Genomic DNA, 17,543 nt, shown 5'->3' with positions numbered 1-17,543 from the left:
AAGCCATAAGCTTAGTCATTGATCACAAACGTAAAATACCTGACGTTGCTGATTCATTGCGTATCCCCCAGCGGAACCAGTTATCTTACCCTTCAAACCTATTAACAGACCACTTAAAATAGACCTCTATAATGGAACCATTTAAAACAGACTAACCAAACGCCCGCCATAACAGCCAAAACAATCCTGCCATCACCGCAGCAATAATCAATAGCCGCTTTGCCCAATGTGGTAAAAGAGGCTTTTTATATCCCAAATCATTAAGTTGGCTCTCTACACCCCTTTGTAGACTTTTGAAACCTTGATCTGCTTGAGTGGTTTTCACACGGTTTTTTATCAGTTTCCCAGCCTCATGTCCGTCTTCAGTTTCCTGCTCTCTATCAAAACTAATGGCGTGGTTGGAGATACCTTGCTTGTTAGCGATGGTATTCAACTTCTGCTGTTGCTTTACCTTCAATGCTGTCTCGTAAGCATCAATTCGAACCTTGGCGTCGTCCATACTGATATTTTCTTCAGCGGCCAAGGTTTTGATAGCCATCACCAGATTGTTTTTCTCAATCATCATGATGACCGCTTTTGGCAGCTTGGCACTGACAGATTTTGAGCTGGGATTGGGGTTAAACATGACTTTCCTTATTGAGGCTTGCTTTATTAGAAATGAAAATAGTTGCAGATAACTTTATAGCTACTGTCGTTTATTATAACCATTTTATAAGCGTGAGATTCAAGCAAAAAAATACCGCAGTCATATCGTGTCTGCGGTATCTTTAAGAGTGCTTATATTTGTGAGCATAAACATCAGCTCATTAGATTATTATTGTACTCTATAGGTCTTTCCAACGTTGGATAGATTCTTTGATCACTTCTTTGGCTTCTGCGACGTCACCCCAAGATTCAACCACTGTTGTACCAGCTTTTTTAAGATCTTTATAGTGGCTAAAATGGAACTGTAACTGGTTGATCAGCTGCTTTGGTAAATCTTCTAGGCTGTTGTAAGCATTGCCTGTATCACGGTCGTCAGCAGGGACGACGACGATTTTGTCATCAACTTCGCCATCATCAACGAATTTCATAACGCCGATTACTTTGGCTTTTAAGAAAATGCCAGTAGGTAAAGGCTGCTCAGTAATGATTAATGCATCAAGCTCATCGCCATCTTCATCAAGCGTTTGAGGGATAAAGCCATAGTTGCAAGGTTTGGCAAAGATTTGTGGATCAACACGGTCAAGCTCAAAAACGGCTAATTCGCGGTTCCATTCGATTTTATGGCTGCTGCCTGTTGGGATTTCTACCACAACGTTGATGATGCCACCGTCGACGTCACCTGCGTCCAAGATTTTATTAAAGTCTGCCATAAAATGCTCCTGTTGCTTTTATATTAAAGTTTGAGGGGTAAAGTTATCTAAGTAGAGGCCACAAATGCTAGCGGCACCTCATGAAAGTCGGCTGCGAGTATAGCAAATTTCCATATCAGTTGCTCGTTATGCTTAAGTCTAAGCAGGCACAAGGTTATGCAAAATAAGCTAAGACTTAGGCGCTACCGGTCGCAATGGGATTTTTCCTGCGTGACGCTGTGCAATATTATCAATCAGCATTTGAGTAACTTGTTTATAGCTTAGCTGCTCAGTCGTCTTTTTGTTGGCTGTCTCATCCAGAGCTGTTTTATCAAGATTGGCTAACTTATTAATTGCCACAAAATCCGCCAAACGTAGCATTTGCATGCCAGCGTAGCCACACGGATTGATGGCGTTAAAAGCCGATAAGTCACAATTGATATTGAGCGCAATGCCGTGATAGCTAAAACCATGTTTAATTTTAAACCCTAGCGAGGCTATTTTTCCTAGCATAATGGCATCCGTTACTGGCAGGGTAGTAGTTTCATTGCTAGTGTCAGAATCCTCGCTATTGTCTGCAGCACACACGTATGAATTATTGTATAAATAAACGCCGGGTGCATCACGACGTGAATGCGCACGGACATGGATACTGTCAAATGAGGCTAAACCTTGCAAACAGGCATTGGTCACGTCCTCAATCGCTTGCTCGGCATGCGATACCAGATTGCGCACACTCCAGCCTATACTGTCCAAATCAAACAACCAGTAAATAACCAGCTGGCCATGACCGTGCCACGTCACTTGTCCGCCGCGATCTGTTTTGATAATAGGGGTGTCAGTCCGTTGCAGGATATGTTCTTCTTTACCTGCTTGCCCAAGCGTGTAGACGTCATTGTGATCGACAATCCATAACTCATCAGGCGTGCGCAAACCTTGCTCTTTTTTGAGCGCAATACGCGCTAACGTGCGTGCTAGCATCGCATCATGGGTAGAGACATAATCGGCTGCCGACAGCGATTTTGTCAGAAGGGTGTCATTAAGCAAGGTATCGTCAAGAAGGCTATCGTGAATCTGTTGCGTTAGGTTTTGCATAAGCGTGACTGTCTTGTTGTGGTCTGGTATAGAGTATTGGCAAATACTGACTGGTAGCGACTGTTCAACGCGCCCCAATATTGAGTGTAGCAGTTTTTAGGATTGCTGCTCAAATTTAAATCCATGCATATATAAAGCAGAATATTGAGGACAGAACAAAGTATTGAAGCATGTTACTTATAAAGTATTACTTAACAGAAGAATCTATATCGTGGGTATTGATGATGGCTGACACGTATCTTATACAAACCCAGCAGTCAATCAAAGAGACTGTTCATTGCTCAATCAATGCGCTACATTAAAGAGTAATGAATGGAATCTTGTTAGTTCTCATAATGATGTGCGCGTATGCGGAGATTTCCGCCAGCGCCTAAATAAAGATACAGAGTTTTAAACCAAATATAGCGTGCTGACTCTAACGCCTATGACAAGGAAGATATATGACAGACAACAATCAAAACACTAATGATCAAGCGTATAAAAACAATGATAAGTCACTTGGTAGTAATAAGTCACTTAGTATTGTGACCACTGTTGAAGATATGCAAGCGCAGTTCTCAAGATTACAAGCATTGAGCCGTGCTCAACCAATAAATGATTGGGCGACGCGCGAGACTCAATTAGACAATTTAGAGATGATGCTCAGCGACAATCAACAAAGCATCGCTCAAGCGATCAGCGCTGATTTTGGTTATCGTAGTGAATCAGAGACTCAGTTTGCAGAGCTTGTTCCGAGTTTTACGGGCATTAGCCATGCCAAAAAGCATGGTAAAAAATGGATGAAAACTCGCCACGCCTCTATTTCAGCATTGTATATGCCAGCTCATAATGAGATTCAGCCACAGCCATTAGGCGTGGTTGGTATCATGGTGCCATGGAACTATCCATTATTCTTAGCGGTAGGGCCAATCATTGATGCACTCACGGCAGGCAATCGAATCATGATTAAGATGAGTGAGGCCGCACCGCAGTTCGCGCAAGTGTTTGCCGATCTTATCGCTCATTATTTTTCATCGGATATGGTTTGTGTCGTGCTGGGCGAAGTAGATATCGCTGAAGCTTTCAGTAAGATGCCATTCGATCATATATTGTATACTGGCTCTACTGCGGTGGGCAAAAAAATCATGGCGGCGGCAGCGCCCAACTTGACCCCAGTTACGCTAGAGCTTGGTGGTAAGTCACCGGTTATCGTGTTGGAAGGTGCCAACTTAGAGGCGGCGGTCAATCGTGTGATGATGGGCAAAACGCTCAATGCTGGGCAAACTTGTATTGCTCCTGATTACGTACTGATTCAGCGCAAAGATCATGAAGTGTTTATTAACCTAGCAAAAGAGTGGATGCAGAAGCATTATCCGAATATCAGCGAAAACCCAGATTACTCGCGTATTATCAATGGTCAGCAATTCAAACGTATCAAAGGTTACTTAGATGCCTTATCTGGTGAAAACATTCATAAGATAACTGATGCAGACTATGATATTGAAACGCGGTTGATGCCGCCGCTGATTATCAGTGAGCCGGCAGCCGATAGTGATGTGATGCAAAACGAGCTTTTTGCACCGATTTTGCCGTTGATGCACTATGATACGCTCGATGATGCGATAGACTTCGTCAATGCGCGTCCGCGTCCATTGGCCCTCTATGTGTTTGGTGAGCGTAATAGCGACATAGAAAAAGTGCGTGACAACACGGTATCAGGTGGCTTGGCTATCAATGAAGTTATCTTGCATGTGGTGCAGCACGACTTACCGTTCGGCGGGGTTGGGCACTCAGGCACTGGCGCCTATCATGGTAAAGCGGGCTTTGAGCGTTTAAGTCATATGAAGCCTGTGTTTGTACAAAACAAGCTCAATGGTATGAATTTCCTATTACCACCTTATGGCGGCTTATTTAACAAAGCCATGGCGTTCATGATGAAATAAGTGTGATGAGATTGGCTGTTTAATAATGATAGCATCTACGTAAGTAGGTGCTATTTTTTGTCCAAAAAACAAAATTTTGATGATTATAGTATTTATTTTTGATGGCTTTATAATATTTTTTATACATAAAGGAAAAGCTGAACCCAGCCAATAGTTATTTATAATCATTCTCATTTGTTGCTACATTTCTTAATATTACCGGACGGTAGTTATGGTAAATTTATATTGCTGATGAGACATAAAGATTGATTTTGCGTGAATTATCAACCCAATGCAGCATTATTCGATATCGATAACCGCATTCAAAAGCTGACTTCAATATCGAAATAATTGATGCCAATAACGAAATATAGGACATCCCATGCGCCAATGGATTGCGTTAAGTTTACTGTGTATAAGTGTGTTGTTGCTGCCAGTGTCAGCATCAGCAGCTTGCGCATCACCGATCAAGTTTGGCGCGTTGACTTGGGAGAGTGGTCAGTTTACGACTGGTATACTCAAATATATTGCCGAGAGCGGTTACGACTGCACGATCGAGGAAGTACCTGGGGCAGGACCCGCACTCGAGACTGCATTGTCGCAAAACGATATCCAAATCATCGGCGAACAATGGGTTGGGCGCTCGCCGATTATGGAGCAGGCCATCAATGACGATAAAGTTGCGGTCATTGGCGATACGCTGCAAGGCGGTGCTACTCAAGGTTGGTACGTCCCTCAATATGTCATGGATGACAATCCGGGACTGCGTCGTTATCAGGATTTGCCTAAGTATGCAGCGTTGTTTAAAGACCCAGAAGATCCTAGCAAGTCACGGTTTATGAATTGTCCGTCAGGCTGGGCGTGTGAGATTTTTAACACCCGACTGCTCAAAAATACTGGCTTAGACGCGGTCTTTAATAATGCCCATCCAGGTACGGGTGCAGCACTCGATGCTGAGATTGCCTCCGCCTTTGAACAGAAAAAACCGTTACTATTTTATTATTGGCAGCCAACAGGGCTCATCGCCAAATACGACTTTGCGCCGCTAGCGTTCCCTGCCCATGAGGATGAGTGCTGGCAAGACTTGTTGTTGGCCGACGGCACCTCGGATTGTGTGTCTGGCTTTCCTGTGTCCCCGCTTAAAATTGCTGCATCGACGCCTTTTATTGATAATAATCCCGAATTGGCAAGCGCTTTTGAAAAAGTACAGTTCACGCCAGATCAGCTAAACAGTGCGATTTTAGAGATGAGTGAAAGCAAGCGCAGTGGTGATGAACAGGCGCTTGAGTTTTTACGTGCCAACCCAAACGTCTGGCAAGCGTGGCTACCCAAAGAAGTCGCTGAAAATCTTGCTGCCAATTTAGGCATCAGTCTAACGGACGATGGCACAGGCAATAGCGGTGTCAATCCATCACTGAATGACGCCACCTCAAGTAATGCCTTCCTAGCATTAACGTCCAGCTTTCCGTCATGGTCCCTTGAGTCACCGCTTAATAAAGCCTTAGCGACTGTAGTCAGAGACTATGGCGATGTGTTTCGGAGTATCAGTAGCGTCACTTTGACCTATTTATTATTACCTATTGAACGTCTATTGACGGTGATCCCCGCATGGTTAATTATTGGTCTGGTGACTGTATTAGCGTGGTTTGGGGTGCGCAAAGTATGGTTTGCTATTGCCTGCGGGGCAGGGCTGTTCTTAATCGGTGCGTTTGGATTGTGGGGCGCTTTGATCGATACGTTAGCGTTATTGATCGTCTCTGTTTTGGTGACAGTGGTTATCGGTATTCCCATTGGTATTGCTATGTCGGGCAGCAGTCTGCTCCGTAAAATCATTACGCCGATATTAGATGTGATGCAAACCATGCCAAGTTTCGTCTATTTGATTCCCGTGCTCATGCTATTCGGTATTGGTAAGGTGCCAGCATTATTTGCCACGATTATCTATGCCTTGCCACCGCTTATTCGTTTGACGACATTGGGTATAACGCAAGTCAATCATGAAATGATAGAAGCGGGGCGCTCGTTCGGTAGCACCCATTTTCAGCTACTCATTTGGATCAAGTTACCACAAGCATTGCCCAGTATTATGGCGGGCATCAATCAGGCAGTAATGATGTCGCTTGCCATGGTCGTACTGGCGTCTATGATTGGTGCGCCGGGTCTGGGAGAAGATGTCTTACAATCTATTCAGACGCTCAATATTGGTCAAGGACTGCAAGCAGGTACGGCCATTGTCATTGTCGCGATTATCATTGACCGTATCAGCCAAGCCTTTGGTCAAGGAAAACGCGCGCGGCAAAAAACCATTGAAGCTGGCAAACGTCCTATCGGTTAAATAACAACAATAATGAGAATAGCTATGAATCATATCCAGTTAGAGAATATCAGCAAAATTTATAATGCTAATGAGTCACAAGCACAATCAGCGTTGAAACTACTAGCAGATGGTATGGATAGTGTCGCTGTAAAAAAGCAGACCGGCTATTCAGTCGGGCTTTATGATGTTAATTTGGCCATAAAAGCAGGGGAGCTGCATTGCATCATGGGACTCTCAGGCTCAGGTAAATCGACCTTGATACGCCATCTTAACCGGTTGATTGATCCGACCAGCGGCAAGATATGGGTCGATACCAATATTAATCCCAAGACCTTGTCATCAAAAGCACAAGATATAGCAAAAGATGAAGCATCGACTGCTGCAGCACCAGTAACCGCTAATACAGACGGGATAGACAATGCCAACTCAAGCGACTCTATCAATATTTTAGAATTGAATGATAAGGAATTACAACAATATCGCCAGAATACCGTCAGTATGGTGTTCCAGCATTTTGGCTTGATGCCACATATGACCGTCATACAAAATGTGGCTTACGGGTTACGCGTTCGCAAGATGAGCGTGGAAGCACGTCATGAAATCGCGCGTCATTGGCTTAATGAGGTAGGGCTGCCTAATCTAGAACACAGCTATCCTGATGAGCTGTCGGGCGGTATGCAGCAGCGCGTAGGGCTGGCGCGAGCCTTAGCGACTGATAACCCGATTTTGCTGATGGATGAAGCGTTCTCCGCGCTTGATCCGCTTATCCGCGCCCAACTACAGGATCAGCTGCTTGAGCTACAAGACCGTCTCAATAAGACCATTGTCTTTATTACTCATGATATCGATGAAGCGGTCAAAGTAGGTCAGCGTATTAGTATCTTAAATGGTGGTCGCTTGGTGCAAACGGGCACGCCTAGCGAATTAAGAGACAATCCTGCTGATGACTATGTGGCGCAATTCATGCATGCTAAAGCTTAATCATAAATTAACATGGGCGGCGCTAAGTCTCTATTGATTTACTTTTAAACCAAGCTGATAAGCTTCACTATTAATGGTTGTATATCACTAGCTTTTCCGCGTTGTTAAATAAATGTATCAAGCGCTTAGTAACTATTAAAATAGGTTCTGCTAGCGATGTATACTATTAATATGTCCTTATTCACCTCTTTCTATTTCTCTTTGCTTTATTTTTATTCTTTTATGACATCGGCTGATAGCTGAGCTTTTTTGCCCATATCTTCACTTGGTTTATCCTCTTTTTAGCTCATTTAGATAACTATCGATTGAATTGAGCACCTGCTCTAATAACCTATCAAGAAGATCGTGACCAACTGCGCACGATATGAGTGCAAGACTTCATAAAAAAGTGTAAGACTTTATAAAAAGGATTCGTTATGCCAAACAATAACTCCGATAATGACGATGCTCATGACGATGACCAGAACGCTGATCTGACAACAGGCTCACAGCGCCAGCCATCACGTTGGCTCAAAAATGCTAGTGCGCTGGGTGTGACCACGGTATTGAGTGCTGGTCTACTGTTAGCATGTGGGCAAATGAGTAGCGCAGAAAATCAATCAAGCAGTAATACGTCGGTTAGTAATAGTAAGTCTGGTAGTGAAAACGACGGTGTAACCAACTCACGCGATATGTTGCCGTCTGACATGCTCAAGCAAATGCAAGCGTTACCGCAGCTCACTAAAGGTCTGGGTAAAAATGGTGCGGCAGTCATTGATCCTAATAAACCCACCTTGGTTAAATTTTGGGCAAGCTGGTGTCCGCTATGTTTGGGTACACTAGAGGAGACCGAAAAGTGGCGTACCGATCCTAAATTTGCCGACTTAAATGTTGTGACAGTTACCAGTCCTGGTCACCTCAACGAAAAAGCCGATGGTGAGTTCACGACTTGGTATGCTGGCGTTCAAGCAGACTATCCGCAGTTACCAGTGTTGGTCGATAGCTCCGGTGATTTGATCAATAAGCTTGGCGTACAAGTCTATCCTAGCTGGGCAATACTGGACAAAAAAGGCAACCTTGTGCATTTAGTCAAAGGTAATATTACAGCTGAGCAAGCTTATGCGCTGGCCGAAAATGCCAATAACGATTTTGCAGAGCTTAAAAGCGGCAAGGCCAAACCGACAAACGTGCAAGTCTTAGACAATAACAGTAAGATTGAAACCATTAAGCAAAAAGATGGGGTTTACTATAACGATAAAGGTAAAGCCATTAATACCCGTTCAATCTATCTGGCGGGTGGCTGCTTCTGGGGTGTTGAAGCCTATATGGAGCGCGTCGATGGCGTAGTTGATGTGGTCTCAGGTTATGCCAACGGTGATGATGATCAGCCAAACCCAAGCTATGAGGATGTGATTCGCGGTTCAGGACATGCTGAAGCGGTGAAAGTTACTTATGATGCAGATAAGACCGATCTCGACACGATTTTGAAGTATTATTTCCGTGTCGTTGACCCGACCAGTGTAAATAAGCAAGGTAATGATCGCGGTGTGCAGTATCGTTCAGGAATTTACTATACCGATCAAGAGGACAAAGCGGTGATTGATGCCGCACTCAAACGCGTACAGGCTCAGTATAAGCAAAAAGTCGTCGTTGAACATGAAGCCTTAGATAACTTCTATTTGGCTGAGATGTATCATCAAGATTACCTCGCCAAAAATCCAAATGGTTACTGTCATATTGATTTAAGCCTTGCTGATGACAAACCTGAAGGCACAGCACGCACCAAGCTCGCCGCTGTCAGTACGGTTGCCGAGACTTTAGATCCTAAGCGTTATGCCAATTTTGATAAAAATGCTTTGAAGAATACCTTGACCAAAGCCCAGTATGACATTACTCAAGGTGCCGCTACTGAGCGTGCCTTTAGTCATGAGTATGATGATCTGTTTGCACCCGGTATTTATGTCGATGTGGTCAGCGGTGAGCCATTATTCTTATCTACCGATAAGTATCAGTCCGGTTGTGGTTGGCCAAGTTTCACTAAGCCTATTGATATGCAAGTCATTACTCAGCATGAAGATAAAGCCTTTAATATGGTGCGTACAGAGATTCGCTCACGGGTAGCAGACTCGCATCTTGGTCACGTCTTCCCCGACGGTCCAAAAGATCGCGGTGGCTTGCGTTATTGTATCAATGGTGGCGCATTACAATTCATTCCTGTCAGTGCGATGCCGCAATCAGGCTACGCGCCACTGGTCAAATTAGTTAAATCATAATTATGGTAGTCATCATAATCATTTAATAATGCCAATCTGCTCAGCAAAAAGACGTTAAGGTTATCCTTAGCGTCTTTTTTTATACCAATCTAAGCATCAATTTTTATAGATATTATTTGTTATCGTATGATTTTTGCTGCTAGGAGTGGCGATATCTGCAAAAAAAAGCAAATATCGTTATACTAAACGGTCTTTTAATGGTTCATCACCATTGGTTATTAGAAGTCCTAAGCTATTATTTAGCGATTGAGCAATATGGGTTTTTTACTTTTGCGTTTAAGGTTGTAACATGACGGTCACCTCTACACCTATTATTACCTCGTTACTTGATAACGATTTGTACAAATTTACCATGCTACAAGCCATGTTACACCAGTTCCCGCAGACCCACGGTGTCTATCGATTTCGCTGCCGTAATAATAATGAAACGGTCTATCCACTAGCAGACATTAGAGAGTCGTTAGAGCATCAATTGGACATGCTGTGTGAATTGCGTTTCTTAGAAGATGAATTGGATTATTTGCGTGGGTTACGCTTTATGCGTTCTGATTTTGTCGATTATTTAGAGCTGTTTAAACTTAAGCGCCGTTTTATTACCGTCAGTACGGACAATAAAGGGCGCTTGTTGATCGATATCGAAGGGCCGATGATTCAGGCGATGTTCTTTGAAGTGTTCGTGCTGGCAATCGTTAACGAGTTGTATTTTAATGCCTTATCGAGCCCTAGCGTAATAGAAGAGGGACAAAGGCGCTTGGATGACAAGGTTGCGCTATTGCATCAGTATGCAAAGCAACAAAATACAGAAAAGCCACCTTTCATCGTTGCAGACTTTGGTACACGTCGACGCTTTAGCAAAAGCTGGCAAGCGCATGTGGTAGAAACTCTGCACAAAGCTGAGCCGAAAGTTGTTAGCGGCACCTCAAACGTTTATTTAGCTAAGCAGCTTGGGATGACGCCGATAGGAACGATGGCGCATGAGTTTATGCAAGCTTTTCAAGCATTGGATGTGCGTTTACGTGACTCACAAAAAGCCGCACTCGAATCTTGGGTACATGAATATCGCGGTGATTTGGGTATCGCGTTGACCGATGTCGTTGGCATGGACGCATTCTTGCGTGATTTTGATCTGTATTTCGCCAAGCTTTTCGATGGTCTGCGCCATGATAGCGGCGATCCGTATATTTGGGGTGATAAAGCCATTGCGCATTATCAAAAACTAAAGATAGACCCGAAGACGAAAATTTTGACTTTTAGTGATGGCTTGACGCTTGAAAAGGCGTGGGAGTTGCATCAATACTTTAAAGAGCGCATCAGAACCAGCTTTGGTATTGGCACCAATCTCACCAATGATATGGGCATCACGCCAATTAATATTGTACTCAAATTGGTTGAGTGTAATGGGCAGCCTGTTGCCAAACTGTCTGATAGCCCAGGCAAGACCATGATCAATAATGATACTTATCTTGCCTATTTGCGCCAAGTTTTCGAGGTTGATGAACCCGAATAGAGAATGAGCCTATCTCTAGCTGTTGCTATTTTCTGTTTTATCTTCTTCAGCAAAAGCGGCATCCAATGCTTGTTGTACTGCATTGATGCGCGTCTCGCAAACGCGATAAGCGGCAATTGATTCTTCCACCGTGGTCATCAAGTTGTCGATATCAGGCTCATCTTGTTGCTGCAATTCAGCCGCATTGGTTTTTAGAATATCGTAAGCTGCCTTAAAGGTTTTTGGGGCGGCTTTTTTGCGCTTGCGAGTAGGGGTAGTCATAGCGTGTCCTAATTTTTAGAGTACAAGTAAGTAAGTAGGGGAGTAATCGTTAGATATTATTATATGGTTAACTTGGTATATCTGATATTTCTGTCGTGTTCTTCTCAGTATTAACATCAACAATCTGAGCTTTAGCCTTACCGTCTTTTAAGACGATATGAATGGTTTGCTCAGGGAAGAGCTGTGTGCTGCTGGTGAGTATCTGTTTGTCTTTATCATTAGTCAGCATGGTGTAGCCTTGCTTGAGCACACGAGACGGTCGGTGCAAGAGTACGATATCACGAAGATGGGCGCTATCACGTTGTGCTTGTATCAGCTGCTGCTGCGCGCTCTGCATGATGGTTTTTTGATGGATATCACTGTAGTTATGGGCGCTGGCTAATTGCTGATGTGCAAGGGTTTGCGTCTGTGTGTGTAACTCGGTTGTCAGTCTCGCCGCTTGCTTTACTTGCCGCTGTGCGCTTTGCTGAATACTACGCCACGCATAGTCGCTGTCTTTTTGTAGCGCGGTCAGCTGACCGATGGTACGTGACTGTATTTGGCTCAATTGTCGCGCCGTTTGTTGCTCCGCGATATTGAGTTGACGCTGAGCGGCTTGTTTTATTTGTGCTTGATAATGCAAAGTCTGCGTGACCAGCTGTGCTAAATGGGCCATGATAGCGGCAATTACCTTTGATGGCGTGTCAAAGCTGCTGTGCGCCACTTCATCTAAAATCACTTTATCGCGCTCGTGACCAATACCAACCCAGACGGGGACAGGCTGTTCAGCGACCAATGCCGCAAGCTCGTAATCATTGAGGTAAGCCAAATCTCCCACCGCGCCGCCGCCACGAATAATTACTAATAAGTCAGGCAGGCGCTGATAAGTATCTTGGAATCGTTGCTGAGCACTGACGATGGCTTGGCGAATCTCGCTTGGGGCATGATTGCCTTGAAAGGTCGCGTGATGGTAATGGAAGTGACAAGCGCCTGTACTTGCTAAGCGATCAGCATCGGCTTGAAAATCACCTAAACCTGCGGCCTTTTCGGGCGCAATCACGAGGACATGCTCGATATCAAAGGGCACAGGTAATTGTTGATTGAGCTGCAATAAGCCTTCGCCAGTCAAGCGATCGACCATCTCCGCATATTGCCGTGCCAAATCTCCCAAGGTATAGCTAGGATCAATGTCTTCAATGGTAATAGAGAAGCCATATTGTGCGTGAAAGCCTGCGGATACTTTGAGTAATACGGTCAAGTCGCGCTCAAGAGGCATGCCGGTCGCCCGCTCAAATTTTGCCAATACGCGTGCAGCTTTAAAGCGCCAGAGATTACCACGGCAGCTGGCAACTACTTTGCCTTCTTCATCTTTTTCAGCCAACTCAAAGTAATAATGCCCGCCTTTGCTAGACAAATTACGAATTTCAGCCTTCACCCATACGCGGTGGTCAAAGGTTTGTTTGATAACCATCTCAACCGCTGATAAATAGTCACTCAAACGCAAGACCGTGTCTTCCAAATGATCTTCTTGTTCCGCCAGTTCGGCTTCCAGCGTCGCTAAATCCTTGGCAGGCGCTAACACTTTTGCTGGTTTGGTATTTGAAAGATTGGGTTTGCGCATAATAATAGACCATGGATTCTAAAAATAAGAGCTCTAAAAACAAGAGTTCTAAAAATAAGGATTCTGAAGACTAGGATTCTGAAAATTAGAAAACTGAATAGAGTGAGTAGAAAATTAGATAGGGTAGTCTACCCCAAAATTGCAGCTACAAAAAGTCAAGCCAATAAATCAGCGAGCAATATGCTATTTTCATCGCTGACTCACTGGACAAACACTATTATATTTTACGCCAAATATTTTATGCCAAATACCAAGGCTTTTATTATGTATAAGACAAAGCTTGAGCCACTCACAGGTTTATCAGCTTATTCCGTCAGCTTAAAAAGTTAGTAGAATGCTGGAGCTTTGTCAGTTAATAATGACTCTTTTATTGGCAACGGAAACTGATTTTATACTCATAATCATCATCGCGTGACAAATCTGGTGAGCCAGTCCCAAAGATTGAGCCGATAACCGCACCTGCTTGTCCAACCATACGACCCGCACGCTCATCTAAAATACCATTGTAAGTGACTTTATCATCAACGATAATCACTTGCTTGCTGCGACAAGTATTTTTGGCACTATCAAGTGCATTTTGCTGGGCTTTGACCTTGCTATCCGCTATGCCAGTCGTCTCGTAAATAGAATTGGCACGTTGAATGACTGGTGATGAAGGCGTGCTCTGGCAGGCACTTAAGATAAGAGCCGTCGCCAAAGTAGCCGTGATGGTGGCAGTTCTATTAACAGTATTCATAAATTATTCCTCTTTCCTATAAATTAACCATAAAAACCAAAGACAAGTAGGGCAAGTATTTTGTTCGTTAAGAGTTTTGTTCATTAAAAATGTCGTCCCTGAAAAGACAGACTAAATTTAACCTATTGCAGTCTGGAGTGTCTAGGCAGTTATTGTGTGCGGTATTGCGCTTGTATTACCTGCTGACGTTGCCGCCAAGAAAATTGTCCTAATTTTACTAAGTGTTCCAAGCTATTAGCCATGATAAAACCATGTGCACTTGCCACAAACCTCGTGCATACACAGCAAATCACTTGAAATAAAAATCATATCTAGGATAATTGAGGTATCCATTTTTAATTATTAAGTAAGTTTATGCAATTGATTCCTGCTCCTGCTGGCGTGCTCGAAGTTGACGCACTATGGCAACAAGACAATCCCAACGATCCGAATACTGACACGGTGGCGCTGCTTTGTCATCCCAACCCGTTGTTTGACGGTACGATGAACAATAAAGTGGTCACGACGATGTATCGTTTTGCCCGTGATAACGGTATGCACGTGGTCCGTTTTAATTTTCGCGGTGTCGGTCAATCGACAGGCGAGCATGATTATGCTGAAGGAGAGGTGGTGGATGCAATGACCGTGCTACAATGGATTGCAGAACAAACCAATGCACGTAAGTTATGGCTTGGCGGCTTTTCTTTCGGTGGCTACGTGATTGCGCGTGCGGCTGAGCAAGTCATAGAAGCGCCGCATGTATGGGGCTTGAGTGATTTTGAAGTTTCTAAAATCGCGCTGATTGCTCCCTCAGTAGAAAAAAACAATACCAGTGACTTAAGCTTACCAGCTGACAAAACTTTTGAGATTTATGGTAATGCTGATACAGTCATTGATCCTGATAATATGCAGGAGTTTGCAGAACGCTTAGGACTGGCAGTCAGTGTCGTGGATGGGGCAGGACATTTTTTTCACGGGCGCTTGTCTGAGCTAAAAAAACTGTTGGAACAGCACAGTTTTGCTGAGCATTAAATAAGTGGCGCTTAGCGCGACCTATCTTTTCTTTATATTTACCCTTTTAAATGATGAGTCATATTATGAGTTTATCTCCATTGCAACGTTACGAGCAAGCCATCAGCACTGATGAGTTTACTCGAGATGAGCAGCAATATCAGGCCATGAGCTATCTTGATGAGCTACACCATCAGCTCACCAATAGCGTGGAACAAAAAAAAGGCATTTTTAGCTTTTTAAAGGCCAAGCCAGTTGCCCCAAAAGGTTTGTATATGTGGGGCGGGGTGGGACGCGGTAAGACTTGGATGATGGACATGTTTTACGATTCTTTAACCATTGATCGCAAGATACGTCAGCATTTCCATCATTTCATGCAGCGCGTCCATCGCGAGCTAAATGCCATCCAAGGTGAGAGTGATCCATTAGAGAAAGTTGCTGATATCATTTACAAAGAAGCCGTTATTATCTGCTTTGATGAGTTCTTTGTCTCCAACGTCTCTGATGCGATGATTTTGGGCGATCTATTTACCATGTTATTCAATCGCGGCGTGACGTTGGTTGCGACTTCAAATATTGAGCCGTCTGGACTCTACAAAGACGGTTTGCATCGCGATCGTTTTATGCCGGCTATCGCTGAAGTTGAGCGCCATACTACAGTCATGAATATCGACTCTGGTATTGACTATCGTTTGCGCGTATTACAGCAAGCAGAGTTGTATGAATCACCCATGACCAAAGCCAATCACCATTGGCTGGCCAACCGCTTTGCGAGCTTGTCTAATAATCAAAAAATCAGCAATGAGCCTATCACTATCAATGGTCGGCAGATCAAAATCAATGCCCGTACCGAAGATATTTTATTCTGCGATTTTCGTCATTTATGTATGGAGCCGCGCTCCGCTGCTGATTTTATTGAAATCGCCAAACAGTTCAATACGGTACTGGTCAATGGGGTCCCAGCGTTAGATGATGACCTGCGTGATCCAACGCGCCGGTTTATTTATATGGTCGATGAGTTTTATGATCGCCGCGTAAAACTATTGGTTCGAGCAGAGCAGTCAATTCTTGAGCTGTATCAAGGTGAAAAGCTGGCGTTTGAGATTGAACGGACACGCTCGCGCTTGCTTGAGATGCAATCAGAAGACTACTTAAAGATGGAGCACCGTGTTGAAAATGCGGATGCTGCTTAATATAGTTAATCCTTTATAAATTAAATGCGGCGTTAGTCTAGCTCTGTCTACTATTGGTAGGACTTTTATTTAAAAGTATGATTGTGATTTAAAGATAGAGGCTAAGGGCTGCTTGGGTTTTCGTTTACGGTTTTACGATTGTCCAATCATATTTATAACAGGATAATCTGCTGATATAAATAGTGGCAGTCAATATCAATAGGGTCTGTTGAACATTCAAATATTAGGACTGCTGATCGCTAAAATCGTCCCAAACCTTTTATCAAATCAGGCGTAAACCGACGATAATGTCGAGACCTTAGCTAGGTTTACAACAACGTTTGGGGTGATTTTAGTATCAGCCTTTCAGGGCAGGGCTGTTTTTTGCCAATACATGGCGAAATTATCTAACCTAGAATGACTAGGCGTCAAAAATTTCACTGCGTATTGTCTAAAAAATAGCCACTGCCAGTGCCACATTTGAATGTTCAACAGACCCTAATAAATAAGGACAAATAATGAATAAGTCTGACGAAAACAACTTTACAAAGGAAAATCAAGCAAAAGATAGTCAAGTGCAAAGTGGTCAAGAACAAGATAGTCAAGCAGAAAACAGTCAAATAAAAAGTAACCCTGCAAAAAATAGTGAAAAGATTTCTATTAAAGCACTAACGACTGAGAGCACGCCATTTACCAGTGATGAGCTCATTCATTGGATTAATTCAAGACGCAGCGTGGGTAACTTAGATCTTCCTGCACCAACGCAAGCCCAGATTGAAGAAGCGATTGAGTGTGCAGCGACGGCACCTGACCACAAAAAACTGCGTCCGTGGCGCTTTATTGTGACTGCCGGTGACGCTCGTCACGACTTGGGGCGTGCCCTTGTCGAAGCAGCAGAAGCAAAGGCCACCGAAGAGGGCGAGATACTCTCTGAAAAAACAGTGAAAAAAACTCAGACGATGCCGCTACGTGCGCCGCTTATTATTACGGTGGTGACTCAGATGCAAGAACATAAAAAGGTACCGCATTTCGAACAGATGTTAAGTACAGGCGCTGCGGTACAAAATCTGATTTTGGCGTTAAAAGCGCAAGGCTTCAGCACAGTATGGCGTACAGGATTATTGTGTAACGAACCTGCGGTAAAAGCATATTTCGGCGTAAGTGCAGATGATTATGTCACGGCTTTTGTTTATACTGGCACCAGTCCTAAAGGTGAGCACCCACGTAAACCTATTGATATCGAGCCGCTTGTTCGCTTTGAGTCATAACCATACTTGAGGGCTACTGAGCTAAAGACGGTTTTTTATTAAACAATATTACTAATTAAAGAAAATGATTTATGCAACACAATTGGTCTCAGTAGCTGCCCACTAAAGATATTATTACTAATAAGTTAG

Annotated in this window: 14 protein-coding genes; 8 read left to right on the top strand and 6 right to left on the bottom strand. The window is 43.7% G+C overall.

What is annotated here, in order from left to right; all coding sequences use genetic code 11:
• Positions 1 to 151 precede the first annotated feature (151 nt).
• The 3 genes from HQR03_RS05655 to lipB form a co-directional block, all read right to left on the bottom strand.
• Positions 152 to 625, bottom strand: a complete 474-nt coding sequence (locus HQR03_RS05655; RefSeq protein ID WP_025651819.1) for a hypothetical protein — start codon at positions 623 to 625, stop codon at positions 152 to 154.
• A 199-nt stretch (positions 626 to 824) separates the two neighbouring features.
• The gene (locus tag HQR03_RS05650; protein WP_025651820.1) at positions 825 to 1,355 is read right to left on the bottom strand and encodes an inorganic diphosphatase; all 531 of its coding nucleotides are present in this window, start codon (positions 1,353 to 1,355) and stop codon (positions 825 to 827) included.
• Between the two features lie 168 nt (positions 1,356 to 1,523).
• The gene (gene lipB / locus HQR03_RS05645) at positions 1,524 to 2,429 is read right to left on the bottom strand and encodes a lipoyl(octanoyl) transferase LipB (RefSeq protein WP_025651821.1); all 906 of its coding nucleotides are present in this window, start codon (positions 2,427 to 2,429) and stop codon (positions 1,524 to 1,526) included.
• A gap of 440 nt (positions 2,430 to 2,869) precedes the next feature.
• On the opposite strand from lipB, the gene HQR03_RS05640 reads away from it, so the two are divergent.
• The 5 genes from HQR03_RS05640 (at position 2,870) to pncB (ending at position 11,387) form a co-directional block, all read left to right on the top strand.
• The gene (locus HQR03_RS05640; protein WP_173239477.1) at positions 2,870 to 4,351 is read left to right on the top strand and encodes a coniferyl aldehyde dehydrogenase; all 1,482 of its coding nucleotides are present in this window, start codon (positions 2,870 to 2,872) and stop codon (positions 4,349 to 4,351) included.
• Positions 4,352 to 4,712: 361 nt separating this feature from the next.
• On the top strand, positions 4,713 to 6,665 hold the full coding sequence (locus tag HQR03_RS05635) for a glycine betaine ABC transporter substrate-binding protein (protein WP_173239476.1): 1,953 nt from the start codon (positions 4,713 to 4,715) through the stop codon (positions 6,663 to 6,665).
• Positions 6,666 to 6,689: 24 nt separating this feature from the next.
• Positions 6,690 to 7,628, top strand: coding sequence for an ATP-binding cassette domain-containing protein (locus HQR03_RS05630; RefSeq protein WP_173239475.1), 939 nt, complete (start codon positions 6,690 to 6,692; stop codon positions 7,626 to 7,628).
• Positions 7,629 to 8,044: 416 nt separating this feature from the next.
• A complete protein-coding gene (gene msrAB, locus HQR03_RS05625; protein ID WP_173239474.1) occupies positions 8,045 to 9,880 on the top strand; it encodes a bifunctional peptide-methionine (S)-S-oxide reductase MsrA/peptide-methionine (R)-S-oxide reductase MsrB in 1,836 nt (611 codons plus the stop codon).
• Between the two features lie 289 nt (positions 9,881 to 10,169).
• The gene (gene pncB / locus HQR03_RS05620; protein ID WP_173239473.1) at positions 10,170 to 11,387 is read left to right on the top strand and encodes a nicotinate phosphoribosyltransferase; all 1,218 of its coding nucleotides are present in this window, start codon (positions 10,170 to 10,172) and stop codon (positions 11,385 to 11,387) included.
• Between the two features lie 15 nt (positions 11,388 to 11,402).
• On the opposite strand, the gene xseB is transcribed toward pncB, so the two are convergent.
• From xseB to HQR03_RS05605, 3 genes are all read right to left on the bottom strand, one after another.
• Positions 11,403 to 11,648: an exodeoxyribonuclease VII small subunit gene (gene xseB, locus HQR03_RS05615; RefSeq protein ID WP_025653249.1), complete on the bottom strand. Its 246-nt coding sequence runs from the start codon at positions 11,646 to 11,648 to the stop codon at positions 11,403 to 11,405.
• 67 nt (positions 11,649 to 11,715) lie between these two features.
• The gene (gene xseA, locus HQR03_RS05610) at positions 11,716 to 13,248 is read right to left on the bottom strand and encodes an exodeoxyribonuclease VII large subunit (RefSeq protein ID WP_173239472.1); all 1,533 of its coding nucleotides are present in this window, start codon (positions 13,246 to 13,248) and stop codon (positions 11,716 to 11,718) included.
• A 367-nt stretch (positions 13,249 to 13,615) separates the two neighbouring features.
• Entirely contained in the window at positions 13,616 to 13,984 is a 369-nt protein-coding gene (locus HQR03_RS05605) for a hypothetical protein (RefSeq protein ID WP_037025126.1), read from the bottom strand.
• 354 nt (positions 13,985 to 14,338) lie between these two features.
• Here HQR03_RS05605 and HQR03_RS05600 point away from each other — a divergent pair, with 354 nt between their 5' ends.
• From HQR03_RS05600 to HQR03_RS05590, 3 genes are all read left to right on the top strand, one after another.
• Complete coding sequence (locus HQR03_RS05600; protein WP_173239471.1) at positions 14,339 to 14,995, top strand: alpha/beta hydrolase; 657 nt, start codon at positions 14,339 to 14,341, stop codon at positions 14,993 to 14,995.
• A gap of 65 nt (positions 14,996 to 15,060) precedes the next feature.
• Positions 15,061 to 16,167, top strand: coding sequence for a cell division protein ZapE (gene zapE, locus HQR03_RS05595; RefSeq protein ID WP_025653253.1), 1,107 nt, complete (start codon positions 15,061 to 15,063; stop codon positions 16,165 to 16,167).
• Between the two features lie 497 nt (positions 16,168 to 16,664).
• Positions 16,665 to 17,414: a nitroreductase family protein gene (locus HQR03_RS05590; RefSeq protein ID WP_173239470.1), complete on the top strand. Its 750-nt coding sequence runs from the start codon at positions 16,665 to 16,667 to the stop codon at positions 17,412 to 17,414.
• Positions 17,415 to 17,543: the final 129 nt, after the last annotated feature.

Origin of the sequence: Psychrobacter okhotskensis (genome assembly GCF_013248965.1) — a bacterium.
GTDB classification, from domain to species: domain Bacteria; phylum Pseudomonadota; class Gammaproteobacteria; order Pseudomonadales; family Moraxellaceae; genus Psychrobacter; species Psychrobacter okhotskensis.
Note: the sequence above shows the minus strand (reverse complement) of the source record. Positions and strands in the feature narration are given on the sequence as shown.

Excerpts from the sequence above, each read along its gene's own strand:
- lipB (WP_025651821.1), bottom strand. The coding sequence starts at position 2,429 with ATGCAAAACCTAACGCAACAGATTCACGATAGCCTTCTTGACGATACC.
- xseB (WP_025653249.1), bottom strand. The coding sequence starts at position 11,648 with ATGACTACCCCTACTCGCAAGCGCAAAAAAGCCGCCCCAAAAACCTTT.
- HQR03_RS05640 (WP_173239477.1), top strand. The coding sequence starts at position 2,870 with ATGACAGACAACAATCAAAACACTAATGATCAAGCGTATAAAAACAAT.
- HQR03_RS05635 (WP_173239476.1), top strand. The coding sequence starts at position 4,713 with ATGCGCCAATGGATTGCGTTAAGTTTACTGTGTATAAGTGTGTTGTTG.
- HQR03_RS05650 (WP_025651820.1), bottom strand. The coding sequence starts at position 1,355 with ATGGCAGACTTTAATAAAATCTTGGACGCAGGTGACGTCGACGGTGGC.
- HQR03_RS05605 (WP_037025126.1), bottom strand. The coding sequence starts at position 13,984 with ATGAATACTGTTAATAGAACTGCCACCATCACGGCTACTTTGGCGACG.
- HQR03_RS05590 (WP_173239470.1), top strand. The coding sequence starts at position 16,665 with ATGAATAAGTCTGACGAAAACAACTTTACAAAGGAAAATCAAGCAAAA.
- HQR03_RS05655 (WP_025651819.1), bottom strand. The coding sequence starts at position 625 with ATGTTTAACCCCAATCCCAGCTCAAAATCTGTCAGTGCCAAGCTGCCA.
- HQR03_RS05630 (WP_173239475.1), top strand. The coding sequence starts at position 6,690 with ATGAATCATATCCAGTTAGAGAATATCAGCAAAATTTATAATGCTAAT.
- HQR03_RS05600 (WP_173239471.1), top strand. The coding sequence starts at position 14,339 with ATGCAATTGATTCCTGCTCCTGCTGGCGTGCTCGAAGTTGACGCACTA.
- xseA (WP_173239472.1), bottom strand. The coding sequence starts at position 13,248 with ATGCGCAAACCCAATCTTTCAAATACCAAACCAGCAAAAGTGTTAGCG.
- zapE (WP_025653253.1), top strand. The coding sequence starts at position 15,061 with ATGAGTTTATCTCCATTGCAACGTTACGAGCAAGCCATCAGCACTGAT.
- msrAB (WP_173239474.1), top strand. The coding sequence starts at position 8,045 with ATGCCAAACAATAACTCCGATAATGACGATGCTCATGACGATGACCAG.
- pncB (WP_173239473.1), top strand. The coding sequence starts at position 10,170 with ATGACGGTCACCTCTACACCTATTATTACCTCGTTACTTGATAACGAT.